Origin of the sequence: Comamonas sp. MYb21 (assembly GCF_037479395.1) — a bacterium.
Lineage (GTDB): Bacteria > Pseudomonadota > Gammaproteobacteria > Burkholderiales > Burkholderiaceae_C > Comamonas.
In genome coordinates, this window is the sequence record NZ_JBBGZC010000012.1 from 14,317 (window position 1) to 39,898 (window position 25,582).

Below are 25,582 nucleotides of genomic sequence, written 5' to 3' on the forward strand. Positions count from 1 at the left end.
GGCGGGCTGCCTGCGCAGCGCAGTTGGAATGGCGCCTACTGTAAATCAGCGGCGCAGGGCAGGTGCAAGGCCTTGTGGTTTTCTCCGGCATCGATTTGTAAACGATTGGCATGCAGCACCGCCTGCAAGGTGGCCTGGGCCACCGCTTCGGCGGCCATCGTGGCCAGCACCATCATGCCCAGGCTGCGCCCGGCGGCGCCAGTACCCAGGCAGAACAAGGTGTCGCCGTCGGACATGGTGTGCACCGGGTTGATGGCGCGCGCCAGCCCATCGTGGCCCACGGTGGCCAGGCGGCTGGCCTGCGCCTTGGTGATGATGGCATCGGTGGCGATCACACCAATGGTGGTGTTGGTGCCCGCCAGCAGGGGCTGGGGCGGCTCGCCGCGCAGCAGCGCGCGGCGCGTGTCGATGAGGCCCAGGCCATCGCGGGTGCGCGCGCCGGCCACCACCTGGGCGGTGTCCGGGTGCAGCACATCGCCCAGTGCATTGCAGGCAATGATGGCGCCCACGGTGACGCCATCGACAGTGACGGAGGCCGTGCCGATGCCGCCTTTCATCGCCCGTTGGATGCCAAAGATCTTGCCTACGGCGGCACCGGCCCCCGCGCCCACATTGCCTTGGGCGGGCATGGCGCTGCTGGCGGCCTGGCAGGCGGCATAGCCGGCCTGGGCATCAGGGCGGATGCGCATATCGCCCACCAGCACATCAAACAGCACGGCCGCAGGCACCAGCGGAATGCGGCCCACGGAGATATCGAGGCCTACGCCTTGCTCTTCCAGCCAGCGCATGGCGCCGCTGGCGGCATCCAGGCCCCAGGCGCTGCCGCCCGCCAGCATGATGGCGTGCACGCGCTCGACCAGGTTGGTGGGGTGGAGCAAGTCGGTTTCGCGCGTGCCGGGTGCGGCGCCGCGCACATCGACGCCGCCCACCGCCCCGGCCTTGGCCAGGATGGCCGTGCAGCCGGTGGGGCGGCGCGTGTCGGTGAAGTGGCCCACTTCGATGCCTTGCACCAAGGTGATGGAGCCGGCCGGAGCCATGGGGAGGGGGGAGGAGGACATGGCCCGATTGTGGGCCAACTGGGCTGGTTGCTGTGCAGGCAAAAGCAGCGGGCTGTCAAACAGGTGTCTGACAGCCCGAGGAGAGGGTGCGATGGAGGTGCGAGTGCCAGCCGATCAGGGGCGGATGACGATCTGCGGGCTGATGACAATCGCATCGGGGGTGCGGGGCGCCACCAGCACCGGGGCTGCGTAGGCGGGCTGCGGGGCGTAGTAGGCGGCCGGGCGGTCATGGCAGCGGCGCTTTTCCTTGTATTCGCCATTGCGCTTCCACTTGCGCTCCACCTTGCAGTTGCCGTCCCAGAACTGCTCCTTGTGTTCCTTGCGGTGGTGGTGGCGGTGGCCGCCACCGTGGGCCCAGCTGGCATCGGCCAGGCAGGACAGTGCCAGCGCAGTGAGCAAAGGGGTCAACAAACGGTTCATGGCAGGGGTTGGAGTTGTGGTGGATGCTGGCAGCTTAGCGGAAAATCCTGTATCAAAAGATGAGCAATGGTTGCTTTGTACATCAGCTGTTGCGACTGTTTTGATGGTTGAAATCTATGGCGATGGCAGCTACGATTTTTCCACCTGTAAGCACCCGTTGCCGCGCTGGCGCCGGGTGCTACGTGTCATCAGGCGTTGACGGTGGTTTGCTGCTGCTCACCCAGGCCTTCAATACCCAGGCGCATCGTTTGGCCGGCCTTTAGGTAGACAGGATTGGGCTTGATGCCCAGGCCCACGCCGGGAGGCGTGCCGGTCGAGATGATGTCGCCCGGCTGCAGGCTCATGCACTGGCTGACATAGGCAACGATCTGCGCGACTGTGAAGATCATCGTCTTGGTGTTGCCGTTTTGAAAACGCTTGCCATCCACATCCAGCCACATCGACAGGTTTTGCGGGTCCGGCACTTCATCGCGCGTCACCAGCCAGGGGCCAATGGGGCCAAAGGTGTCAAAGCCCTTGCCCTTGTCCCAGGTGCCGCCGCGCTCGATCTGCCATTCGCGCTCGGACACATCATTGACCACGCAGTAGCCGGCCACATGCTCCAGCGCCTGCGCTTCGGTGATGTACTTGGTGGCCTTGCCGATCACCACGCCCAGCTCGACTTCCCAGTCGGTCTTGGTGGATCCACGGGGGATCTCGACCGCGTCATTGGGGCCGCAGATGGCGCTGGTCCATTTGTTGAAGATCACCGGCTCGGTGGGGATGGCGGCGCCCGATTCAGCGGCATGGTCGGCGTAGTTGAGGCCGATGCAGATGAACTTGCCCACACGCGCCACGCAAGGGCCGATGCGGGGCTGGCCAGGCACCGCTGGCAGCGTGGCCGGATCGATCGCACGCAGGCGGGCCAGCGCGGCATCGCCCAGGTGCTGGCCTTCGATATCGCTGAGCACGCCGGAGAGGTCGCGCAGGGTATTGCTGCTGTCGAGCAGGCCGGGCTTTTCCTGGCCCACCGGGCCGTAACGCAGTAATTTCATGTCATCTCCAATGGATCAAATTGCATGCAGGCGCCAGTCTAGGTGCCTGCAGCTAGGGATGCTGTCGCGCAGCGGTAAAAGTGGGGGCTGGCGGGCTTTAGTTGGACCAGCCGCCATCAATCACATGGGCCTGGCCGGTGGTAAAGGCTGCCTCGTCCGATGCCAGATAGGCCACCAGCGCGGCAATCTCTTCCGGCTTGCCGACGCGGCCCATCGGCTGGCGGGCCACAAAGGCGGCGCGCACGGCGTCCACCGAGAGGCCATCGTGCGCCGCCTGGGTGGCGATGCGCTGGCCAAGCGATGGCGAATCGACGGTGCCCGGGCAGATGGCATTGCAGCGCACGCCCCGGGTGCAGTAATCGGCAGCGATGGACTTGGTCATGCCGATGACGGCTGCCTTCGACGCACTGTAGGCAAAGCGGTTGGGCACGCCCTTGATGCTGGAGGCGGCCGAGGACATATTGATGATGCTGCCCCGGCCGCGCTGCAGCATGCCCGGCAAAAAGGCGCGGATGCTGCGGTACATGGCTTTGACATTGAGGTCAAAGGCAAAGTCCCAGTCCTCTTCGCTGCATTCGAGCACGCTGCCGGCATGCACAAAGCCCGCGCAGTTAAAGAGGATGTCGATGGGGCCGAGCACTTCAGCCAGTGTCTGGATCTGGGCGCTGTCGCGCACATCGAGCTGGCGCGCATCGAGGCCCGAGCCTGCCAGCGGGCCGATATGCAAATCGGTGGCAATCACACGGGCGCCTTCGGCTGCCAGGCGCTCGGCGCTGGCGCGGCCAATGCCTTGCGCCGCTGCGGTCACCAGGGCCACCTTGCCTGCCAGGCGGCCGGTGGAGACGGAAGAATGGGTCATGGAGTCAGTCCTGTGAAAGATGCCTGGGCGCGCTATGGACCAGCGCGCCAGGCGAGGGGGTAAAGCTGAGTGCGCTTAGAAGTGCCCGTCCTGCGCCAGCTTGGGCGGACTGCCAGCGGCGCTGGTTGGCGGGGTGGGCGCTGCCACCGTTGCCTGCGGTCGGCGGCCATACTTGCGTGCCCACATGGCGGTGAGGATAGGCACCAGGATGGCGGTCAACAGGCAGGCGGTGGCGGTAATCGCGGTGGCCGAATCGGCCATGGACTTGAGCTCGGGCACCATGGTGCCGATGATTTGCGGATTGGCAACAGCTGCACCCGCGGTGGACGAGGCGGCCAGCCCCGCAGTGCCATTGCCGCCGCCAATGTATTTATCCGCCAGGATCAGCGGGATGCCGGTGACGATGATGACGGCCACGCCGACAAAGACGCCGGTAAAGCCGCTCTTGGCGATGACGCCCAGGTCAATCGAGCAGCCCAGCGCAAAGCCGAAGAACGGAATCAGCGGATGCACGCAGCGGCCAAAGAACTCGCGCAGGTTCGCATCCAGGTTGCCCAGCGCAAAGCCGATCAGAAACGGCAGCACCGCGCCGGCAAACAAGCGCGGCTCAAACACCGCCACGCCGGTGGCGCCCAGGATCAGCATGCTGACCAGCGGGCCCGACTCGATGGAGGTGAGCACAAAGGCGCCGGCCTCCTCTTGCGTGCCGTATTGCTGCATCAGCGCGGCATACAGCCCCCCATTGGTCATGTCCATCGCGGTGACCAGCGCGAGCACCGACAGGCCGGTGAACAGCCCTGTCTGAATGCCGCCGGCCGGCAAGAAGCGCGTGGCTACCATCGCCACCACCCAGGCGACCAGGATCTTGGTCAGCACCAGGGTGCCGGATTTTTTCAGCACCACGCCGGTGGCCTTGAGATTGATCGTTGCCCCCATGCAAAAGAACCAGACCGCGAGGATGGGCACGGTGCCGGTCATCAGCCCGTTGGTGAACGAGCCAAAGTACTTGCCGGCATCTGCTGCAAAGGTGTGCACGCAGGCGCCCAGCAGCAGGGGAATCAGCATGAGCCCGCCGGGCACACGCTCAATGGTTTTCTGGATTTCCATGTCTCGCTCCTCACACTTTGGTGGTGAATTTGTTATCGCTTGTAGAGGTGTTGTCCGATGACTACCGGAGCAACCGGGACAGTGTTCCATAAATTCAAAATCTAAAAATAGCTGGTAAACCCTTTGTCTTTTGCCATTCATAAAAATTTACGGAACAGTGTTCTGAAAAATTAAGAATGTGTTCCAATGGTTGCCATATCTCCCGGTCAGCCCGCGTTTCGGCTGGCCGCTTTTGTACCCCTTGCATTCACCAACCATGTCCGATTCATCCCTTGCCCCAGCGCCTGTCGCTGCCCCAGCCGGCCCCCGCCACCCTTTTGATCTGCAGGGGCGGGTGGCGCTGGTGACCGGCTGCAATACCGGCATCGGGGCGGGGATTGCGGTGGCGCTGGCGCAGGCGGGGGCCGATATCGTCGGGCTCAACCGCAGCGATGCCCGCCAGACGGCTGCGCAGGTGCAGGCGCTGGGGCGCAGATTTGTGCCGATACAGGCAGATCTGTCTGACACGGCGGCCATAGGCGATGTGCTGGCCCAGGTGCTGGCAGCCTGCGGGCGGGTCGATATCCTGGTGAACAATGCCGGCATCATTCGCCGAGCGGATGCCTTGGACTTCAGCGAAGAGGACTGGGATGCGGTGATGAACACCAACCTCAAAAGCCTGTTCTTTCTGTCGCAGGCTGTGGCGCGCCATATGCTGGACTGTGCCGCGCAGCAAGGTGCGCAGTGGCAGGGCGGCAAGATCATCCATATCGCATCGCTGCTGTCGTTCCAGGGAGGGGTGCGTGTGCCGTCATACACCGCAGCCAAGAGCGGTGTGCTGGGTTTGACCCGGCTGATGGCCAATGAATGGGCCTCCAAGGGCATCAATGTGAATGCGATTGCGCCCGGCTATATCCAGACCAACAACACCGAGGCGCTGCGCCAGGACGCAGGCCGCGCCGGCGAGATCCTGCAGCGCATCCCCGCGGGCCGCTGGGGCCAGCCGGCGGACCTGGGTGGTGCGGCGGTATTTTTGGCCTCCAGCGCGGCCGACTATGTGCATGGCCATACCCTGGCTGTCGATGGCGGCTGGCTGGCCCGATAATCGAGGCCATCCACCACAGCCCAACACAGAAGGACGGACCGATGAGCGAGAGCCCCGCAGCCATGGACAAGACCGACACCGTCGCCGCGGTGGAGAAAGCCTTTGCCATTCTGGAGTGCCTGGGCAACCAGCGCGATGTCAGCGTGACCGCGCTGGCCCAGCAGCTGGCGCTGTCCAAGTCCTCCGTGCACCGGCTGCTGCAAACCTTGAAGGCCCTGGGCTATGTGGCGCAGGATGGCGAGTCCGAGCTCTACCGCGCCACCTTGCGGCTGTTTGAGCTGGGCGGCAAGGCGCTGGAGAACACCGACCTGGTGCGCGAGGCCGATGAGGAAATGCGGCGCCTGGGTGCGCTCACCCGGGAGACCATCCACCTGGGCGCGCTCGATGAGGACGCGATCATCTACATCCACAAGATCGAATCGGATTTTGGGCTGCGCATGCAATCGCGCATTGGCCGGCGCAAGCCCTTGCACAGCACCGCCATTGGCAAGGTGCTGCTGGCCTTTATGCCGGCGGACCAGGCGCGCGAGCTGCTGTCGTCGCAGCCGCTCAAGCTGTTCACGCCCCGCACCCTGAGCTCTGTCGATGCCGTGATGGACATCCTGCCCCGCGTGCATGCCCAAGAGGTGGCCGAAGACGATGAGGAAGCTGAACCCGGCCTGCGCTGCATTGCGGTGCCCGTGTTTGACCGCTTTGGCCATGTGATTGCCGCGCTGTCGGTGTCCTTTCCGGTCATGCGCTGCGGCGCCGATACGCCGCACTACTACCGCAGCTTGCTGAAAACCGCCAGTGCGGCGATCTCGCAAAAGATGGGCTGGCATGCGCCGCACATTGCCAAAGATGCGAAAGACGCAGAAGGCGAGCCGATCAGCACAGGCGACGCGCCACTGTAACGCGGCTCGCGCAGCTTGGGTTCAGCCGGGCACCAAGCGGGTATCAAGCTGGCATCAGGCAGATGCCAGCACATAATCGCCAGGCGCATAGCGTGCGCTGGTATCCATGCGTACCTGGCGCAGCGCAGTCGTTTGCTGGTACGCGTCGTACAGCCCCTCGGCGGCATAGTTGATCAACAGGCTGCGGCGGTGCGCGCCGCTGGGGTTGAGGCTGGCGGCATGCAGCAAGTCGACATCGAACACCAGAATATCGCCGGCCTGGCCAGAGATCTGAATCGCCTGCGATTCGTCATGCTCGCCGCGCGCCGCTTCTTCGGCGTTGGGGCGGTGGCTGGCCGGAATCAAGCGGGTAGCGCCGTTGTCCGGCCCAAAGTCATCCAAAAACGCCAGCGCGCCCACGGTATCGCCCGGGCGCTGGTTGGACAGATCGCGGTGCAGGCGCTGGTAGCCGCCGCCTCCAATGGGCTCGCGCCCTTCCACTTGCGACAGAAAAAAGCGCTCGCCAATCAGCACGCCCGCTGCGGCCAATAGCTGCGGCAGCTGGCACACGGCGAGTATCTGGGGGTTGTCATCGACCAGTGCATGGCGCCAATCCCAGCCCCGGGGCACGGGCCAGTGGCTGGTGATACCCGCATCAAAAACCTCGCGCAAACCCGGCAGCCAGTCGGCCGGAATGGCCTGGCGCAGCAGCGCATAGCCGTCGTGCTGGAGCTGTTCACGGAGGCCCATGGTTTGCCTTTCAAGCTGCGGTTGGGGTGAGGGCGGATGAGGTGCAGCGGGCAGTATAGCCAGCGGCGGTAGGGAGACCGGCGTAGATCAGCAGCCTGTATGGCCGTGGTAGCTGCTGACGGATGCTAGATTGCGGACATTTCTGTCCGATATGTTCTGCATCTCGGCCTGATTGTCTTGCTGCGGCAATCGCTGCACCATGGCGGCTGTTGTTTTTCACCCGCCAGCGGCCTATTGGCCTGCGCGGGTTTGCACAGGACCTTCGCTTAGCGCCATGGCAGATTCTTCTTCGCTTTCTTCCCATCCATCCCCCCATCTTGAACCCAGCTGTACACCCCAGAGCGGGGGCCTGCCGCTGGCATCGCTGCTGGCGCTTGCGCTGGCGGGCTTTGTCACCATCCTGACGGAGGCCTTGCCTGCCGGTTTGCTGCCGCAGATCAGTGCCGGGCTGGGGGTGTCGCAGGCGATGGCGGGGCAACTGGTCAGCCTGTATGCGATCGGCTCCTTGGTGGCGGCGATACCGCTGACGGCGGCCACCCAGCGCATGCGCCGCAAGCCCTTGCTACTGGCGGCCTTGGCCGGTTTTGTGCTGGCCAACAGCATCACGACGGTGTCGGGCAGCTATGCGCTCACCTTGCTGGCGCGCTTTGTGGCGGGCGTGGCGGCAGGCCTGCTTTGGGCCTTGCTGGCCGGCTATGCCACGCGCATGGTGCCGCCGCACCAAAGCGGGCGCGCCATCGCGATTGCGATGCTGGGCGCGCCGCTGGCGCTTTCGCTGGGCCTGCCGCTGGGCACCTGGATGGGCCAGCACCTGGGCTGGCGCCTGTGCTTTGCCAGCATGAGCGTGCTGGCGCTGCTGCTGATGGCCTGGGTGCAACTGCGCCTTCCCGATTTTGCCGGCCAGCCCGCTGGCCAGGCCTTTGGTCTGGGCCAGGTGTTCCGCCTTCCAGGGGTGCGGCCGGTGCTGCTGGTGGTGCTGGCCTATGTGCTGGCGCACAACCTGCTCTACACCTATATCGCGCCCTTGCTGGCCCCTGCCAACCTGGGCGCGCAGATCGACCGCGTGCTGCTGGTGTTTGGGCTGATGTCGGTGCTCAGCATCTGGATCACCGGCCTGCTGATTGACCGCCATCTGCGCGCGCTGAGTTTGGCGAGCACGGGGCTGTTTCTGTTGGGCGCTGTGCTGCTGGCGCTGGCGATGGAGCTACCCGCTGCCGTTTACCTGGCCGTGGCCGTCTGGGGCCTGGGCTTTGGTGGGCTGCCGCCGCTGCTGCAAACGGCCTTGGCCAAGAACGCAGGGCCGGCAGCCGATGTGGCGCAGTCGATGCTGGTGACCTCTTGGAACCTGGCCATTGCCGGGGGCGGCATGGCCGGTGGTGTATTGCTGGCCCAGTGGGGTGTGGCGGCCTTCTCGCCAGCAGTAGTCATGCTGATGCTGCTGAGCCTGGCGGTCGTGCTGATGGCCAAGCGCCATGGCTTTGCAGCGGCCCAGCTCTGACAGCGCTACAGATGGAAAAAGGCGCTGAGATGTGACACTCAGCGCCTGGATTTTTAGAGCCTGAACCGGCTTAGAAGCTGGCCGTCAAAGTCGCAAAGAAACGGCGGCCGGGCAGGTAGAAATTGTTGCCCACATCGCGGTTGCCGCTGGCATTGCGGTCAAACAGGTTCTTCACGCCGGCGTTGATGCGCAGCGCCTGGTTGATGCGGTAGTTGGCAGCCAGGTCGTACAGCACATAGCTGTTCTGGATGCGCTGCTCGCCAAATTTGGAGTTGTCGGCCAGGCGCTGGGCCAGGCCCATTTGCTTGCCCACCAGCTCGGCGCCCAGGCTCAGGCCCAGGGCAGTGTTGACCTGCCAGTCCAGCACCGAGGAGCCGCTCCATTTGGAGACGGTGGTCAGCGCCACGCCGGTGGTCTTGTTCTCGGCATTGAGCATATGGGTCAGGCTGTTGTTCCAGCTGATGCTGCGGCTCAGCGGCACGCGCAGATTGGCTTCGAGCCCGCGCGTGATGGCCGCGTCGATGTTCACATACTGGGCCCAGTAGTTGGTTCCGCCCGGCAAGTAGCCAATGCCTTGCGAATCGATCTTGTCCTTGAAATCGGTGTTGAAGAAGGTCAGGCCCGCTTGCCAGCCTTCATGCTCCCAGGCGGCGCCCAGCTCCCAGTTCTGCGAGGTCTCGGGCTTGAGGTCGGAGTTGCCCCGGATGCTGCAACCGCCGCCGGCGTAGCCGGCAAAGCCGCAGCCCGCGCCTTGCGACTGGCTCACAAAGTTCTCGTTCGACTGGCGCAGGTTGGGCGCGCGGAAGCCTTCGGAGTAGCCGCCACGCAAGGTCCAGGCAGCGCTGGGGTGGTAGACCAGGTAGGCACGCGGGCTGATGTGCGAGCCGTAATCGTCATGGCGGTCACCGCGCAGTCCCAGGGTCAGGGTCAGGTTGTCGCGCAAAAAGATCTGGTCTTCGACAAACAGCGCCTGCGACTTGGCCTGCTTGTAGCTGAGGCCGACCACGCCCGCTTCATTGGCGACCGAGCCCACCGAGTTCGGGTTGTCCAGCTCCTGGCGCTGCCACTGCGCGCCCACGGTCAGCATCTGGTCAAAGCCCCATTTGAAGGGCATGGTCACCGAGCCGTCGAGGATCAGGTCTTCCGAGACCGAATGCGTGCTGTAGGTCTGGGTGGCAGTGCCGCCGGGCACGGGCACAAACTGGCCGTTTTCAATGCGCGGGGCGGTCGTCTCGTTGCTGTATTTGCTGTGGCTGAGCGAGAGCTTGGACGTACCAAAGCGGTATTTGCCCTGGTGGGTCAGGCTGGTGCTTTCGCGCTCCATGTTCGATGGCCCACGGGTGGTGGCAGCCGCCGCAAAGCCGCCCGGGTTGCTGGTAGAGGGCGAGGGGCCACCCAGGGTCTTCCACTCGGCGCGCTGCACATCCAGGCTCAGCTTGTGGCTGTCGTTGATGTCCCAATCGAGGCGCGCGCCCAGCGACTGGCGCTTGGCGCCTTCCCGCCCGCCACCCCAGCGGAAGGCGGTGGTGCCGTCTTCCAGGCCACTGTCGGCCTGGCGGTAGGTTTGCTGGCCATTGAGCTGCAGCTTGAAGCCCTTGCCCAGTGGGCCGCTGATGTTGAAGCCACCGCTGTAGTCATTGCCACGGATGGATTCGGGATTGATCTCGGCACCGGCCGAGATCTGGCCGCTCCATGTATCGCCGCCTTTTTTGGTGATGATGTTGATCACGCCGCCCATTGCGTCCGAGCCGTAGAGCGAGGACATGGGGCCGCGCACCACTTCGATGCGCTCGATCGCCTCGGGCGCAATCCAGTTGAGCTCATTGCGGGTGTAGCGGTCAAAGGTCTCGCTGGAGCTGCCTACGCGCACGCCATCGACCAGGATCAGGGTGTACTGCTGGGGCAGGCCGCGAATCTGGATGCTGGTGCCGCCATCGGGCGTGGTGGCTTGCGTGAGGCCCGGCACGCGGCGCAGTACCTCGTTCAAATCAGTGGCAGGCACGCGCGCTATGTCTTCGGCGGTCAGCACCGTCAGGCTGGCGGGTGCGTCCTTGACGGCCGTGGCCGTCGCAGCCGCCGTCACGGTGATCGTGTCCAGCGTGGTGCCGGGCTCCGTGTTGCTTTGCGCCGATGCGGCCGATGACAGGCACAGGCCTGCGGCCAGCGCAATGGGAAGAAGGGGGAATGAAGCAGCGGGATGGGACATGACAACAAACAAGGGCAGTAAGACAGCCTGCAGGCGGCGCAGCCCTGGGCATTGCCGGGCGGGCCAAAGGTATGCAGAGCGGAGCTGGCTGGCGTGGACGCGGCGCAGAGCCGATCACGTTGGCTGGGTGAGCAAATGAATTCGCAATCAGAATCATTTGCGATGCATGTGGCTGGCGTTTGCCTGTTTGTGTCAGTTTGTGACTTGACTGCAAGACCTCTGGCTTCTGGCAGCCGTCCACGAATGTACTTTGCAGCGAAGCACCAAGTGGAGGTGCATATTGACTAAGAATCTCGAGCTAGCGGTGACGCAAATTTGTAACCCAGAAGCAAGGTGAGCATGGCGTTGCCAAACGAATCTCCCAATGGGTAAAGGCAACTGTCCGGGTCCGTGAATACGAAGTACCGACCCTGGTCGTTGACAAACAGGATCATGTGGTCGTTGTGTGCAGTTGCAAAGGCAGCGCAATTGCCGACCTGGAGTCGCCACGGCGAGGTCACAGCGCTGACGGTCGGGCGGAGCTGGGAATAAAAACTGATATCGCTTTTGGCTTGCTCTACTCCTGAGCCAATTTCGCCTACATGAAGCGCTGCGAACTGTCGCAGTATTGCTGTTGCTAGCCCCTCTGAGTTTGCATTGTCAGCATCCACAGACTTGGACGTGGGATGCGGCCGCCATCCTGCCGTGAGGAAGAGCTGCTCAATGGATGGAGGGAGGCTGAGCATATGGAGTGGGCTGATTTTGGGCTACCGTTGAGCGCAAGCTGAGCCAGCGTCGGCTTGAAGCAGTTTTATGATTTCCTGATGGCCATGAATTACTGCGGATCGAATGGGCGTGTCGCCGTCATCGTTTTTGGCATGGGCCGAAGCCCCACGCTCCAGCAGCAGCTGGACTGCGTCAATATGGCATTGCTCTACCGCTTCATGTAAGGGGCTATAACCGTGCTCACCGGGGCTGTGGATATCGGCTCCAGCATCCAGCAGTGCGGCGATGGCTGCAATATCGCCTTGGGTGGCGGCTATGTGCAGTGGTGTGGAGTTCCAGTTACCACGGGTGTGAACAGCAATGCTTGCGATGCCGATGAATTCAGGCAAAGAGGCAATTTTCTCCAAGAAGTTTTCAAGTACGGAGTCGTTCACAGTATTCAATGCGCGGCGAAAAATAGTCTGGGCTTGATACTGGAGCAGTTTAGCGGCTGGCATTGGCTGTATGGCCTGCTGCACAAATGCCTTGAAATCTGGCATCCAGATGCATTCAAGCCGGCAACTCAATCACCGCCCTTAGCCCACCTTCGCTGCGGTTATGCAGCTTCAGCTCTCCTCCATGCGCCCGCACGCATGAGCGCGCAATCGCCAGCCCCAACCCAAAGCCACCGGTCTCCCCGTTGCGGGCGACCTCCAGCCGGCTAAAGGGCCGAAAGGCCCGCTCCATGTCCTGGGGCGCAATGCCGGGGCCTTCGTCTTCGATCTCCATGCGCAGCGTGCCGGCAGTGCCCGGGTCAGCAGCATCCGGCACGGTCAGCCGGACTTGCACACGGCCATAGCGCGCGGCATTGTCGATCAGGTTGGCGAGGGCGCGCTTGAGGTGGGCCGGGCGGCAGCGGTAGCTGATGCTGGGGGGCGGCGTCCAGTCCACCTGGCGGCCCAGGCTGCGCTGCTGCTCGACGACCTCACCGACCAGCGCATCCAGGTCTACCGGCTGGGTGGTTTCGCGCATCGCATCGTCCTGGGCAAAGTGCAGGATCTCTTCGACCATGCTGTGCATCTCGTTGATGGTGCTCACCATCGCCTGGCGCAGCTCGTCATCGTCCACCAGCTCGGCGCGGATGCGCAGCGAGGTGAGGGGGGTGCGCAGGTCGTGGCCAATGGCGGCGACCATGCGGGTGCGGTCGTTGACGACGCCGAGCAAGCGGTCTTGCATCTCGTTGAAGGCCTCGATGATTTCGCGCACGCCTTCGGGGCCGGACAGCGGCAGGTGCGCGGAGCGCTCGCCCCGGCTGATGCGCTGGGCCGCCTCGGTAAGCATGCGCAGCGGCTGCATGATGCGCCGGCCAAACAGCACCGCAATGACGATGATGGGCAGCATGCCCACGGGGATGGAAAAACTCAGCACCCGGCTCCAGTGGCTGAGCAGCATGGTGGGCAGGTGCCAGCTGCTGAGCCATTGGCCATCGGGCAGGCGTACATCGACATGCAGCATCCAGCTGCCATCTTCTTCAAACGCCGGGCTCAGCAGCGCGAGGATGTCCTGGTCCACATCGCCGGCCTGGCTGGCTGCCAAGGGCGAGCGCAGGCGCAGATGGATGCGCACCGGTGGGTCTGCAGCGTTGGCGCCCGCATCCAGGCCCAGGCGCTCTTGCAGCCTGGCGGTGAGCTTGGCTTCCTGCTCGGTGACGGGCTGGCCGTCATCAAAAGGGCGCGGGCGGATGCGGAACTGCGAATCGGGCAGGCTGATGCTTTGCACCAGGCGCTGGGCGGATTCGGGGCTGCTCTCCAGCGCGCGGTAGGCGGCGGCCACCCGGGTCTCGATGGTGTGGGCCGACAACGGGTGGACCACGTCACTGTCCTGGCGCAGCCAGGTGAGCAGCAAGACGGCGGCCAGGTGGGCGACGACCAGGGCCAGCAGCAACAGCGCGAGCAACTGGCCGGCCAAGGTGCGCGGCAGCAGCTTCATGGTGCGAGGCGGATGTTTCTGGCCGCCAGCAGGTAGCCGTCGCCGCGCACGGTCTTGAGCATGCGGGGCTGGCGCGGGTCAGATTCGAGCTTTTTGCGCAGGCGGCTGATCTGGGTGTCGATGCTGCGGTCAAAAAACGCGGCGCCTTCGCGCTGGGTCAGGTCCATCAATTGCTGGCGGCTGAGCACGCGGTTGGGGTTCTCCAGCAGCGCGCGCAGCAGGTGGAACTCCGCGGTGGTCAGTGGCACGGGGCTGAGGCCAGGATCCTGCAGCTCGCGCGTGGTCAGGTCAAAGGACCAGCCTTCAAAGGTGTAGCGCTTTTCTGCCAAGGATTCTTGCGCAGGGGGCGATTGCGCCGCATCGTCCGCCCGCCTGCGCGCGCCGCGCCGCAGCACGCTGCGCACCCGCGCCACCAGCTCGCGCGGGTCAAAGGGCTTGAGCACATAGTCGTCGGCGCCAATCTCCAGGCCTGCCACCCGGTCGGCCTGGTCGGTCATCGCGGTCAGCAAGATGACGGGGGTGCCGATGTGCTCGGCAACAAAGCCGCACAGCGACAGGCCGTCCTCGCCGGGCAGCATCACGTCCAGGATGATGAGGTCGTAGCGGTGGTCTTTGAGCAGTTGCCGCATGGCGATGCCATCACCGGCGGTGTCGACATCGAAGTCATAGCGGCGCATGAAAGTGGCAAGAGGGTCGCGGATGCTTTGGTGGTCATCGACGATCAGGATGCTGCGTCGCACGTTCATTGAAATTCAGGCGTTGGCAAATGAGATTACTTCTTATTATCACCGGCCCTCTGCCAGTGGGCGCGGTGCATGGTCAATCCCGCACCTTGCCGCGTTGGGCTTTGACATTGGCACGCAGGCTCTTGCTTTGCAGGCGGCGCTGCTGCGAGCCCCAGGTCGGCTTGGTGGCGCGGCGCTTGCGCGGCTCCACCGCCACGCTGGCCACCAAGGCGTTGAGGCGCTCGAGCGCATCCCACAGGTTTTGCTCCTGGGTGCGGTAGCTCTGCGCCTTGATGACGACCACGCCTTCCTGGGTGATGCGTGAATCGGCCAGCGCGAGCAAGCGGGTCTGCACGGGCTCGGGCAGGCGTGATGCACGCACATCAAAGCGCAGGTGGATGGCGCAGCTGACCTTGTTGACGTTCTGCCCGCCGGGCCCCTGGGCGCGGATGGCCGTCCACTGCACATCGGCTTCATGCAAGGTGAGGGCGGAGGGCAGGGGCGTGGTCATGTCGGCAGGCGTGTCGCGGTGAAAAGAGCTGCAAGGCGGTGGATCGGAGGCGGATTGGGGTTTCACAGCGCTGTCGTGCAGCGCTGGCATAACGGCAGCTAGCCCCGTATTTTGTGTCAGCAGGCTCAGATGCCTCAACAAATCGCTGGGCCAACTCTTGTATAAGACTTAAAAAGCAGCGACAATCCTTGGCGTTGAATTCCGTATTGTGATATTGCATTGCAGCATTTGAGGGACAGGCTTCCCAACGGCAGGCGAGCAGTACATCATGACGGAGTTTACGCGGGCGCGCCCTGGGCTGTGGAGACCGGCCAAGGCGCGACGCACATCAGAACTTTTGCCACTTGAAAGACCAGATGACTACCCAGCAACCCACCATCATCTACACCCTGACCGACGAAGCGCCTCGTCTGGCGACCGCAGCGTTCTTGCCGGTTGTTCGCAGCTTTGCGAGCGCCGCTGGCATCAATGTGGCCGAGAGTGATATTTCGCTGGCAGCCCGCATTCTGGGTGAATTCCCCGAGTTTCTGACCGAAGCACAGCGCGTGCCCAACAACCTGGCCGACCTGGGCAAGCTGACCTTGACGCCCGATGCCAACATCATCAAGCTGCCCAATATTTCCGCGTCGGTGGGCCAGCTGCAAGAAGCGATCAAGGAGCTGCAAGACCACGGCTACAAGCTGCCTGACTACCCAGACAGCCCTGCCAACGATGCAGAAAAAGACATCAAGGCCCGCTACAGCAAGTGCATCGGCTCGGCCGTGAACCCCGTGCTGCGCGAAGGCAACTCGGACCGCCGCGCACCGCTGGCTGTGAAGAACTACGCCAAGAAGCACCCCCATTCGATGGGCGAGTGGAAGCAGTGGTCGCAAACCCATGTCTCGCACATGGAAGAGGGCGACTTCTACCACGGCGAAAAGTCCATGACGCTGGACAAGGCCCGCGAAGTGAAGATGGTGCTGGAGACCAAGTCCGGCAAGACCGTGGTGCTCAAGGACAAGGTCAAGCTGCAGGACGCCGAAGTGGTCGACTCGATGTTCATGAGCAAGAAGGCCCTGCTGGCTTTCTACGAAAAGGAAATCGAAGACTGCAAGCAGTCGGGCATTTTGTTCTCGCTGCACGTCAAGGCCACGATGATGAAGGTGTCCCACCCCATCGTGTTCGGTCACTGCGTGCGCATTTTCTACAAGGAAGCGTTCGAGAAGCACGGCAAGCTGTTCGATCAGCTGGGCGTGAACGTGAACAACGGCATGGCCAATCTGTACGAAAAGATTGAAACCCTGCCTGCCTCGCAACGCGAAGAAATCATCCGCGATCTGCACAAGTGCCAGGAAGGCCGCCCCGCGCTGGCCATGGTGGACTCTGCCAAGGGCATCACCAACTTCCATTCGCCCAACGACGTGATCGTGGACGCATCGATGCCTGCGATGATCCGCGCCGGCGGCAAGATGTGGGGCGCCGATGGCAAGCCTTACGACTGCAAGGCCGTGATGCCTGAGTCGACCTTTGCCCGCATCTACCAGGAAGTGATCAACTTCTGCAAGTGGCACGGCAACTTTGACCCCAAGACCATGGGCACCGTGCCCAACGTGGGTCTGATGGCGCAAAAGGCTGAGGAATACGGCTCGCACGACAAGACCTTCGAGATCAGCGAAGACGGCGTGGCCAACATCGTCGACATCGCCACCGGCGAAGTGCTGATGAGCCAGAACGTGGAGCAGGGCGACATCTGGCGCATGTGCCAAGTCAAGGATGCCCCAATCCGCGACTGGGTCAAGCTGGCTGTCACCCGCGCCCGCAACTCCGGCATGCCTGCCGTGTTCTGGCTGGATCCCTACCGCCCACACGAAGCCGAGCTGATCAAGAAGGTGCAAACCTACCTGAAGGACCACGACACGAACGGCCTGGACATCCACATCCTGTCGCAAGTGCGCGCTATGCGCTTCACGCTGGAGCGCGCAGCCCGTGGCCTGGACACCATCTCGGTGACCGGCAACATCCTGCGTGACTACCTGACCGACCTGTTCCCGATCCTGGAGCTGGGTACCTCGGCCAAGATGCTGTCGGTGGTGCCACTGATGCAAGGCGGCGGTCTGTACGAAACCGGCGCTGGCGGCTCGGCCCCCAAGCATGTCGAGCAGCTGGTGGAAGAAAACCACCTGCGCTGGGATTCGCTGGGCGAGTTCCTGGCGCTGGCCGTGTCCTTCGAAGAGCTGGGCATCAAGAACAACAACGAGCGCGCCAAGCTGCTGGCCCAGACCCTGGACCAGGCCACCGGCAAGCTGCTTGATGAGAACAAGTCGCCATCGCGCCGCACCGGTGAGCTGGACAACCGTGGCTCGCAGTTCTACATCGCGCTGTACTGGGCCCAGGCGCTGGCCGCGCAAACCACCGATGCCGAACTGGCAGCCAAGTTTGCGCCCCTGGCCAAGAGCCTCGCCGAGAACGAAGCCAAGATCGTCGGCGAGCTCAAGGACGTGCAAGGCAAGCCTGCCGACATCGGCGGCTACTACCAGCCTGACGCAGCCAAGCTGGACGCCGTGATGCGCCCCAGCAGCACCTTCAACGCAGCGGTGGCTGCACTGGGCTGATAAAGCCCAGGCCTGGGCTGGCTGATGCCGCCCGGGTTGCGATCATCCAAGTAAAACCGGCAGACCCGTGAGGGCTGCCGGTTTTTTTGCGTGTGTTTTATCGCAGCGTGCGGAAGTGCGCCTGGCAGGCACCGCTGGGTTCTGGGGAGACGCGATCAGCGCCATCCTTGGCAGCGGCGGCTGGGCCGAAGTGAAGCATTTACGGGTATTTTTTAACAAGATGAAATACTAATGGATGATTTGCAAAAGCAATCAAGCATTGGCAAACATTATCTTATGGTAATGATCTTGTCACACACGTTGAACAAAATTGCAAATGTCTAAACACAACACAGTGCCACCGGCACATAAACGACATGAGCAGTTCCATGGCCTCTTCGGCAGGTTTGTCAGCGGGCGCTGTCAAACCAAATTTCGATCAAAGAACCAGCCCCGTGCAGGTCGTGATCTTTCTGGGTTTGCTGGGCATTGGCCTGGGCTATATGGCCTGGGCCTTGGTGACGGACGTCACCGGCTCGCCGGGCGGCAACAGCATCACCATGGTGGCATTCCTGCTGCTGGCGGTGGCGCTGCTGATTGCGCTGGGCTTTGAGTTTGTCAACGGCTTCCACGACACGGCCAACGCCGTAGCCACCGTTATCTACACCCATTCGATGCCACCCAATGTGGCGGTGGTCTGGTCGGGCCTGTTTAACTTTCTGGGCGTGCTCACCTCCAGCGGCGCCGTGGCCTACGGCATCATCTCGCTGCTGCCGGTCGAGCTGATCTTGCAAGTCACGTCCGGCGCGGGCTTTGCGATGGTGTTTGCGCTGCTCATTGCCGCGATCATCTGGAACCTGGGCACCTGGTGGCTGGGTCTGCCCGCGTCGTCCTCGCACACCATGGTGGGCTCGGTGATTGGCGTGGGCGTGGCCAATGCGCTGATGCGCGGGCGTGACGCGATGAGCGGTGTGGACGGCCACCAGGTCTGGGGCGTCTTCAAGGCCTTGCTGGTCTCGCCGGTGGTGGGCTTTGTCTGCGCCGCGTTGCTGCTGCTGGCCATGAAGGCGCTGGTCAAGAACCGCACCCTGTACGAAGAGCCCACCGGCAGCGCGCCTCCGCTGTGGATCCGCATTTTGCTGATCTTCACCTGCACCGGTGTCTCATTTGCCCACGGCTCCAACGATGGGCAAAAGGGCATGGGCTTGATCATGCTGATCTTGGTGGGTGTGGTGCCGATGGCCTATGGCTTGAACCATGCCGTGACCGAGCAGCACACGCCCCAGTTTGTCGAGGTTGCCTATGCCACGCAGGCCAATCTGGCCAAGGTCTCGACCCTGCCAGCGCCTGCGACCGATGCGCTGGCGCGCAGCACCGTGTCCGAGTTCATCCGCACCAAGGAGGCCAAGCCCGAGGTGGTTCCCGCCCTGGCCGAGCTGGCCGGCAGCATTGGCAAGCAGGTGCAGGAATACGGATCGCTGGCCAAGGTGCCCGCCACGGCGGTGGGCAATGTGCGCAACGACATGTTCCTGGCCTCAGAGACCATTTCCGTGCTGACCAAGAGCGATGCGATGGCACTGAACGATGCCAGCAAGGCACAGCTCAAGGCCTTTCAGGCCGAGTTGAACACCTCCACCAAGTTCATCCCTGTCTGGGTCAAGGTGGTGGTGGCCATTGCCTTGGGGCTGGGCACGATGGTGGGCTGGAAGCGCATTGTGAAGACCGTTGGCGAAAAGATTGGCAAGACCCATCTGACCTATGGCCAGGGGGCGGCGGCTGAACTGGTCGCGATGACCACCATCGGCGCAGCCGATGCCTTTGGCCTGCCGGTCTCCACCACCCATGTGCTGTCATCGGGCATTGCCGGCGTGATGACCGCCAATGGATCGGGCCTGCAGGCCTCCACCTTGCGCAACATTGCGCTGGCCTGGGTGCTGACCCTGCCATGCGCGATGCTGCTCTCGGGTAGCCTGTACTGGCTGTTCAGCCATGTCTTTGCCTAAGAACCTGTTCAAAGTCTCTACGCAGCCGCGTTGGAGTGCAATCGGGATGAGTTCGAAGGGGTGTGGTCCGCAGCTTGCACCGGGGTGCAAGCAAGGGCCAGCGCGCAGAAATCGCCCGATTTCACTCCAACCCACAGGGACAGTGTCTTTCCGGGCGGTCTGCGTTGTTGCAAATCCTCGCAATAGCTGGGCTATTGCTGCGGTATTGCGCCTAGCATCCCATCCCGCAAAGACACTGTCGCGGCGCGAGGAGACATTGAACAGGTTCTATGCGAATCCAAGCCTATGGCTGGGTCTGGACGCGGCGAGCGGCGGGCAGAGGCTGGGCAGGCGGTTCACGCAAGCCTTGTCCAGGCCTGTTGTCTGCCATCTATACCAAGGTATATGCATGCCATCCCAATGGCGGTGACATGCATGCCTAGGGCCACTGGCAAAGCAGCGATCGGCCTGCGAGAATCCGCTCTGTCGTCGCCGAAGGCATGGCCTGCATAAAAAGCGATGACGCTGCGCCCTGTTCCGTCTCGGCGATTGCCGCCGATGTGCGCTTCAGTTGTTGAAGCAGGGCATGGGTATCCCTCCAAATTCTTCGCAGGAGAAAAGCCATGGACCCCGATCCTGAGCCTGCCATGCGCTGCTGCAAGCGCTGCCTTGCTTTGCCGTACACAACCACCACCTCCTCCTGGGCTGCCGCGCCAAGGCCATCTCGCCGCTGAATGCATGAGAGGGTCCTTGGCGGCGTGCTGCCGCTGTGACAATCCCATGCTGCTTTTTCCAATCCTCTCCCACCCTCGCTCCACCGAGCCCCGGCAGCCTCTGCGGCACCAGCCTCGGGCCCGCATATGGCCCTTGTGTGCAGCTTTGCTGGCCGCCATGGTGGCGATGCCGGCCCAGGCGCAGACGAGCGTGCGCCTGTATGGCACCGTCGATGCCGCCATCAGCGCAACCCGGGTGAGCGGGGCGCCAACGCAAAAGAGCCTGCTGAGCGGCGGCCTGTCCGATTCGCTCTGGGGCTTGCAAAGCCGTGAGGCGCTGGGTGGTGACAGCTACGCCGCCTTTGCGCTGGAAGGCGGCCTGGATGCCGCCCATGGCGCGCCCGATGACCCGGCAAGGCCGTTCAACTACCAGTCCTGGGTGGGGGTGGGCAATGCGAGCCTGGGCGAGCTGCGCCTGGGGCGCCAGTACACCGTGGGCCAGGCCTTTGTCAGCGCGATCGAGGTGGGGGCCTGGCGCGACTTTGGCGTGGGTGCCTTGTTGCGGGCCTCGGACAACTACCAGGTGTCCAAGCAGCTCAGCTGGCGCAGCCCGGAGTGGGGCGGTGTGCAGCTGGGCGCCAGTTACAGCTTTGACGCGGGCGACGCGCCAGCCGCAGCTACGACGGGCAGCGCCACCTACAAGCTCTACAGCTTGGCACTGCGCTATGAGGACGGCCCCTGGCTGCTGGCTGCGAGCTGGGAGCAAGCCAGTGCCGTCCGTTGGGACGCCGCCTTGGCTGGCCGGCGCCCCAGCGCCGCGCAGCTGGGCGCCAGCTACAACTTTGGCGTGGCACGCCTGGCGGCGGGCTGGAGTCGCCAGCGCAATGGATTTGTCGGGCGCAATGGCGGCGATGGGCCGGCGCAGTTGCAGGCGGCCGGGCTCAAGGGTTTGGGGCCCATCGAGTTCATCGATGGAGGCCGCCTGGATGCGCTCTATCTGGCTGCGTCCATTCCCTTGGGTCGTGGCGAGTTCCAGATGCAGTGGTCCCAGGCGCGGCCCAACTGGGATTGGCAGGACAGCGGCGCGCGCGCCCGGACCAGCCAGGTGGTGTCGCTGGGCTACATCTACCCGTTGTCGCTGCGCACCAGTGTCTATGCCTTTGCTGCCCATGGCCGGGCTTACGCGATGGATGTGGCCTTGGATGCCAGCCAGCCCTCGGTGAGCCAGCTGGCTTTTGGGCTGAACACCCGTTTTTGATGGGGTGGGCTTTTGCGCCCCATGGCGCCTGGCGTGGTAGCCTTTTGCGGTCCCTGCTACCCAGCGCCGCTTTGTCTGCGTGTTTCTGATGAAGATCCCGTTCCTGCCACCCCAACTCTGGCGCCGCCCAGGCCTGCATGTCATGGGCATGGGGCTTGCGCTGGCGCTGCTGTTTCTGATCGACACGGCAACCCGGTATGAAGTGGCGGTGTCGGTGTTCTACACCGTGGTCATTGTCGCGATGGCCCATGTGCTGGCCTTGCGCGGGCTCATGGCGCTCACCGGCAGCTGCGTTGCCCTGACCTGGCTGAGCTTTTTCATCACCAGCTATGGCGACCAGCAAGCAGGCCGGATCAATATGCTCATCAGCACGGTGGCGATTCTGATCACCGGCTACCTGGCCTGCAGGGCGGAACTGGCACGCGCTGCCGCCCATGAGGCCCAGGCCAGGCTCTTGCGCATCTCGCGCATCCACAGCCTGGAGGGCCTGACCACCTCGATTGCGCATGAGCTCAACCAGCCCTTGGCCGCGATCGTCACCAGCGGCCATGCCTGCCAGCGCTGGATGGACCAAGACCCGCCCAACCTGGACAAGGCCCGGCAGGCGCTCCTGCGCATCCTGGGCGATGCGGACCGGGCCAGCGCCATCATTGGCCGGGTGCGCAAGCTCAGCAAGGGCGAGCCTGCCAGCCCCAGGCCCTTTGTCTTCAATGCCGCCGTGCGCGAAGTGCTGGCGCTGTCGCAGGCCGAGATGCAGCGCCTGAACATCGCGATGCGTGCCGATCTGGCGCCCGGCCTGCCGCTGGCGCTGGCCGATCCGGTGCAGGTCCAGCAGGTCATCGGCAATCTGGTGCTCAATGCGATGGAGGCCACGGCCTTGGTCGATGTCGCGCGCCGCACCATCCTGGTGGAATCGCTGCAGCAGCAGGACAAGCTGGTGTTTCGGGTATCGGATGGCGGCCCGGGCCTGCCCGCTGGCGCGCAGGAGCAGGTGTTTGAACCTTTCTGGACCACCAAGCACGAGGGCATTGGGGTGGGGCTGAGCATCAGCCGCAGCATTGTCGAGGCCAATGGCGGCCATATCTGGGCGCAGCCCCATGCACCAGCCGGGGCGGTGTTTGCTTTCAGCCTTCCGGTGGCGCAGGAGGAGGGCGCGGCATGACGGCGCCTGCCATGGTCTATGTGGTTGATGACGACCACTCGGTGCGCGCCGCGCTGGAGGATCTGCTCGCCTCTGTCGGTCTGCCGGTGCGCGCTTTTGCATCGGCTGCCGAATTTCTGGCGCATCCGCCCGCTGATGCGCCCGCCTGCCTGGTGCTCGATGTGCGCATGCCCGGGCAAAGCGGCATGGAGTTCCAGCGCCAGATGCAGAGCCTGGGCCTGCTGCTGCCCGTGGTCTTCATCACCGGGCACGGCGATATTGCGATGGGCGTCAAGGCCATCAAGCAGGGCGCGATTGACTTTCTCGCAAAGCCTTTTCGCGACCAGGATCTGCTCGACGCCATCCACCACGGCATTGCACAAGACCGCGCCCGGCGCCTGCAGGATGCCGACCGCGCCGAGAGCCATGGCCGCTGGCAGTCGCTCTCTGATGGCGAGCGCGAAGTGGTGCGGCTGGTGGTGCAGGGCCTGCTCAACAAGCAGATTGCCCACCAGCTGCAGCTGAGTGAGGTGACGGTCAAAGTGCGGCGTGGCAATGCGATGCGCAAGCTGCAGCTGAGCTCGTTGGCTGATCTGGTGCGGTTCACCGAAAAGCTCGGCCTGTAGTGGCTTGTCGCAGCGCCTGCCGCTGGCCTTGGGCCAGCTGACTCTGAAGGCAGCCTTACGCCATGTTGGCGGCAGGGGTGTTTTGCGAATGGTGGTTGCTATCTAATTGATAGCTTCAAAGCCATGTGCGCGATGATAAGATATACGTTTTTGCTTGTAAATGCTGTGCCCGCGTGTAGGCGGCCTGCGGATGCGCTGACTGCGACGGCGGTTTGGTCTTAACATGCTGCACCTGCCTTTGCTGCATCGCCGCATTGTCTGCCTGCGGCAGGCCCTGGGCCGTTCGGCACGGTTGGGCATTTATCGACAGAACTGAGAAAGATCAGCGGGCGGCGCGGCCCTTGGCCTGCGCGCCGGCTTGAGCAACACATTACATGCTGGTTCCATTTTTGATTATGTTGCGCGAGGGCATCGAGGCCGCGCTGATCGTTGGCATCATTGCCAGTTTCCTTCGCCACACGGGCCGCGCACGCCTGATGCCCGCCGTCTGGGCCGGGGTGTTTCTCGCGCTGGGCCTGTCGCTTTTTGTGGGCGCTGGCCTGCAGTGGATGGCCGCCGAGTTTCCGCAAAAGCAGCAGGAGCTGTTTGAGGGCCTGGTCGGTTTTATCGCGGTGGGCATGCTGACGGGCATGGTGTTCTGGATGCGCAAGGCCTCGCGCTCGATCAAGGGCGAGTTGCAGGCCTCGGTCGACAAGGCGCTCAGCACCTCGGGCAGTGCCAGCTGGGCGCTGATCGGCATGGTCTTTTTGGCCGTGGCCCGCGAAGGCGTCGAATCCGTCTTCTTCTTGCTCGCCATCTTCCAGCAAAGTTCGGGCTGGAGTGCCGCTGCTGGCGCCTTCCTCGGCGTGGCACTGTCGGTGCTGCTAGGCATTGGACTCTACAAAGGCGGCGTGCGCATCAATCTGCGCCAGTTCTTCCGCTACACCGGCATCTTTATCCTGGTCGTGGCCGCTGGCCTGCTGGCTGGCGCCGTGCGCCGCCTGCATGAGGCCGGTGTCTGGAACCAGCTGCAGCAAGTGGTGTTCGACAGCAGTGCTGTGCTGCCCGAAGACAGCCCGCTGGGCGTGATTCTGGGCGGCTTGCTGGGCTATATGCATGCGCCGGTCGTCGGCGAAGTGCTGGCCTGGGCGTTGTACCTGGCCGTGACCTTGGTGATGTTCTTCTGGCCAGTCAAGGCGGCGCCTGCGGTGGCCGGCGCGCCTGCCGCATCCACCCCCGCCGCTGCACCGACCCCCATGCCCGCTGCCGAATCTGCGCCCCGTCTGGGCCCGGTGGTGCTGGGCAGTGTGGTCGTGTTCCTGCTGGGCGCCGCAGCCTTCTGGCAGGCATCGACGGCGCCGCATGCCAGCGGTGCTGCTGCGGGTAGCGCCACCTCGGCCGATGGCGTGCCGGTGGTGACCATCGAAATCAACCAGGGCACTTGCACCCCCAATGCGGTGACGGTGCCGGCCGGCAAGGTGATTTTCCGCATCGTCAACCAATCGCAGCGCGCGCTGGAGTGGGAAATTCTGGACGGCGTGATGGTGCTCGAAGAGCGCGAGAACATTCTGCCGGGCATGACGCAGCAGCTGAGCGCACGCCTGGTGCCCGGCAACTACGAGATGACCTGCGGCCTGCTCAATGCTGCGCGCGGCAGCCTGACGGTGACGACCTCGGACGCCTTCAAGGCCGAGGCGGCCAAGCCGCCGGTGACCGCCTTCCTGGGCGCACTGGCCGAGTACCAGGTCTATATGCTGACCGAGACGGCCAGCCTGCAAGAGATGGTCGATGCGCTGCAGCAGCGCCTGGCCCACCCAGTCGACGCCGGTGCGACGCCGCAGGACGGCTACCCTGCCGATGCACAGCAGCTGGCAGCGCTGGCGCGTGGCCAGTACCAAAAGCTGGCGCCACTGGCCGTGCAGTACGGCGATTTGAATGCACGTATCGATGCGCGTGCCGCAGACTTTGCGCTGCGCGACAAGGACCCGGCCTTTGTGGGCCTGCAGCGCATTGCTGCTGGCCTGCAAGCGGGCGAGGCAGCGGACCAGCTGCTGCCGCTGGCCACCAGCTTGCAGCAGGATGTGCAGCAACTGGCCCAGCGCCTGGGTGATGCGGCTCTGCAACCCCAGTCGATTGCTGCCGCTGCGGCCAAGGCGCTCGAGCGCGCCTCCACCTTGATTCCTGGCGAGGCGACCACGCCCGAGCAGGGCCTGGCCGTGCTGCAGTTTGTCTACGGCAGCTGGGCTGCGGCCAACAAGGCCCAGCAAGTGCTGGGCCCCGTGCTGGCCAATGCCAACCCGGGCCTGAACCAGCAGCTGCAAGACAGCCTGGCCAAGCTGCGCCAGCGCATGCAAGAGCTGGGCGTGCCCGCCGATGACAGCCAGGTGCCGGGCACCGCCGGCACCGCGTTGAACCCGGTGCAGTGCCAGAACCTGGCCCAGGCGCTCTACCAGGCATCGCAAAGCATGGCCAAGGTCAATGCAGCGCTGGGCTTGCAGCCCTAAACTTTCCGCCTT

The 25,582-nt window shown here is 63.8% G+C and carries 21 protein-coding genes; 9 read left to right on the plus strand and 12 right to left on the minus strand.

What is annotated here, in order from left to right; genetic code table 11:
- Positions 1–35: 35 nt before the first annotated feature.
- The 5 genes from WH367_RS18155 to kdgT all read right to left on the minus strand — a co-directional run bounded on the left by WH367_RS18155 (position 36) and on the right by kdgT (position 4,478).
- Positions 36–1,058 carry a P1 family peptidase gene (locus tag WH367_RS18155; RefSeq protein WP_339537128.1) on the minus strand — a complete coding sequence of 341 codons (1,023 nt, stop codon included), beginning with the start codon at positions 1,056–1,058 and terminating at the stop codon, positions 36–38.
- A gap of 114 nt (positions 1,059–1,172) precedes the next feature.
- Positions 1,173–1,478, minus strand: coding sequence for a hypothetical protein (locus tag WH367_RS18160; protein WP_133858436.1), 306 nt, complete (start codon positions 1,476–1,478; stop codon positions 1,173–1,175).
- Positions 1,479–1,666: 188 nt separating this feature from the next.
- The gene (locus tag WH367_RS18165) at positions 1,667–2,512 is read right to left on the minus strand and encodes an ureidoglycolate lyase (protein ID WP_339537129.1); all 846 of its coding nucleotides are present in this window, start codon (positions 2,510–2,512) and stop codon (positions 1,667–1,669) included.
- 97 nt (positions 2,513–2,609) lie between these two features.
- The gene (locus tag WH367_RS18170) at positions 2,610–3,371 is read right to left on the minus strand and encodes an SDR family oxidoreductase (protein WP_021025908.1); all 762 of its coding nucleotides are present in this window, start codon (positions 3,369–3,371) and stop codon (positions 2,610–2,612) included.
- A gap of 75 nt (positions 3,372–3,446) precedes the next feature.
- Positions 3,447–4,478 carry a 2-keto-3-deoxygluconate transporter gene (kdgT, locus tag WH367_RS18175; RefSeq protein ID WP_339537130.1) on the minus strand — a complete coding sequence of 344 codons (1,032 nt, stop codon included), beginning with the start codon at positions 4,476–4,478 and terminating at the stop codon, positions 3,447–3,449.
- A 256-nt stretch (positions 4,479–4,734) separates the two neighbouring features.
- Between kdgT and kduD the strand changes: the two genes are divergently transcribed.
- Positions 4,735–5,562, plus strand: coding sequence for a 2-dehydro-3-deoxy-D-gluconate 5-dehydrogenase KduD (kduD, locus tag WH367_RS18180; RefSeq protein ID WP_339537131.1), 828 nt, complete (start codon positions 4,735–4,737; stop codon positions 5,560–5,562).
- A 41-nt stretch (positions 5,563–5,603) separates the two neighbouring features.
- Positions 5,604–6,455 (plus strand): DNA-binding transcriptional regulator KdgR, encoded by an 852-nt coding sequence (gene kdgR, locus WH367_RS18185; protein WP_339537132.1) that lies wholly within the window; start codon positions 5,604–5,606, stop codon positions 6,453–6,455.
- 54 nt (positions 6,456–6,509) lie between these two features.
- Here the strand turns inward: kdgR and WH367_RS18190 are convergent, their stop codons facing one another.
- Entirely contained in the window at positions 6,510–7,184 is a 675-nt protein-coding gene (locus tag WH367_RS18190; RefSeq protein ID WP_339537133.1) for a phytanoyl-CoA dioxygenase family protein, read from the minus strand.
- 274 nt (positions 7,185–7,458) lie between these two features.
- On the opposite strand from WH367_RS18190, the gene WH367_RS18195 reads away from it, so the two are divergent.
- Positions 7,459–8,682: an MFS transporter gene (locus tag WH367_RS18195; protein WP_339537134.1), complete on the plus strand. Its 1,224-nt coding sequence runs from the start codon at positions 7,459–7,461 to the stop codon at positions 8,680–8,682.
- A 70-nt stretch (positions 8,683–8,752) separates the two neighbouring features.
- Here the strand turns inward: WH367_RS18195 and WH367_RS18200 are convergent, their stop codons facing one another.
- The 6 genes from WH367_RS18200 to arfB form a co-directional block, all read right to left on the minus strand.
- Complete coding sequence (locus tag WH367_RS18200) at positions 8,753–10,888, minus strand: TonB-dependent receptor domain-containing protein (RefSeq protein ID WP_339537135.1); 2,136 nt, start codon at positions 10,886–10,888, stop codon at positions 8,753–8,755.
- 284 nt (positions 10,889–11,172) lie between these two features.
- Positions 11,173–11,613, minus strand: coding sequence for an SUKH-3 domain-containing protein (locus WH367_RS24370; RefSeq protein ID WP_445228129.1), 441 nt, complete (start codon positions 11,611–11,613; stop codon positions 11,173–11,175).
- A 21-nt stretch (positions 11,614–11,634) separates the two neighbouring features.
- A complete protein-coding gene (locus tag WH367_RS18205) occupies positions 11,635–12,132 on the minus strand; it encodes an ankyrin repeat domain-containing protein (protein ID WP_339537136.1) in 498 nt (165 codons plus the stop codon).
- A 10-nt stretch (positions 12,133–12,142) separates the two neighbouring features.
- Positions 12,143–13,561, minus strand: coding sequence for an ATP-binding protein (locus WH367_RS18210; protein WP_339537137.1), 1,419 nt, complete (start codon positions 13,559–13,561; stop codon positions 12,143–12,145).
- Complete coding sequence (locus WH367_RS18215; RefSeq protein ID WP_339518510.1) at positions 13,558–14,307, minus strand: response regulator transcription factor; 750 nt, start codon at positions 14,305–14,307, stop codon at positions 13,558–13,560. Before WH367_RS18215 ends, WH367_RS18210 begins: the two co-directional genes overlap by 4 nt.
- 73 nt (positions 14,308–14,380) lie before the next feature.
- Positions 14,381–14,797, minus strand: a complete 417-nt coding sequence (arfB, locus tag WH367_RS18220; protein WP_133858423.1) for an alternative ribosome rescue aminoacyl-tRNA hydrolase ArfB — start codon at positions 14,795–14,797, stop codon at positions 14,381–14,383.
- Positions 14,798–15,153: 356 nt separating this feature from the next.
- Between arfB and WH367_RS18225 the strand changes: the two genes are divergently transcribed.
- From WH367_RS18225 to efeU, 6 genes are all read left to right on the plus strand, one after another.
- Positions 15,154–17,388: an NADP-dependent isocitrate dehydrogenase gene (locus tag WH367_RS18225; protein WP_027010657.1), complete on the plus strand. Its 2,235-nt coding sequence runs from the start codon at positions 15,154–15,156 to the stop codon at positions 17,386–17,388.
- Positions 17,389–17,744: 356 nt separating this feature from the next.
- Positions 17,745–19,370 (plus strand): inorganic phosphate transporter, encoded by a 1,626-nt coding sequence (locus tag WH367_RS18230; RefSeq protein ID WP_027010656.1) that lies wholly within the window; start codon positions 17,745–17,747, stop codon positions 19,368–19,370.
- 846 nt (positions 19,371–20,216) lie between these two features.
- Positions 20,217–21,320, plus strand: a complete 1,104-nt coding sequence (locus WH367_RS18235) for a porin (protein WP_339537138.1) — start codon at positions 20,217–20,219, stop codon at positions 21,318–21,320.
- Between the two features lie 88 nt (positions 21,321–21,408).
- A complete protein-coding gene (locus WH367_RS18240; RefSeq protein WP_339518508.1) occupies positions 21,409–22,482 on the plus strand; it encodes a sensor histidine kinase in 1,074 nt (357 codons plus the stop codon).
- Positions 22,479–23,087, plus strand: a complete 609-nt coding sequence (locus tag WH367_RS18245; RefSeq protein ID WP_312988278.1) for a response regulator transcription factor — start codon at positions 22,479–22,481, stop codon at positions 23,085–23,087. The genes WH367_RS18240 and WH367_RS18245 overlap by 4 nt, the downstream gene beginning before the upstream one ends.
- Positions 23,088–23,461: 374 nt before the next feature.
- On the plus strand, positions 23,462–25,570 hold the full coding sequence (gene efeU, locus WH367_RS18250; protein WP_339537139.1) for an iron uptake transporter permease EfeU: 2,109 nt from the start codon (positions 23,462–23,464) through the stop codon (positions 25,568–25,570).
- Positions 25,571–25,582: the final 12 nt, after the last annotated feature.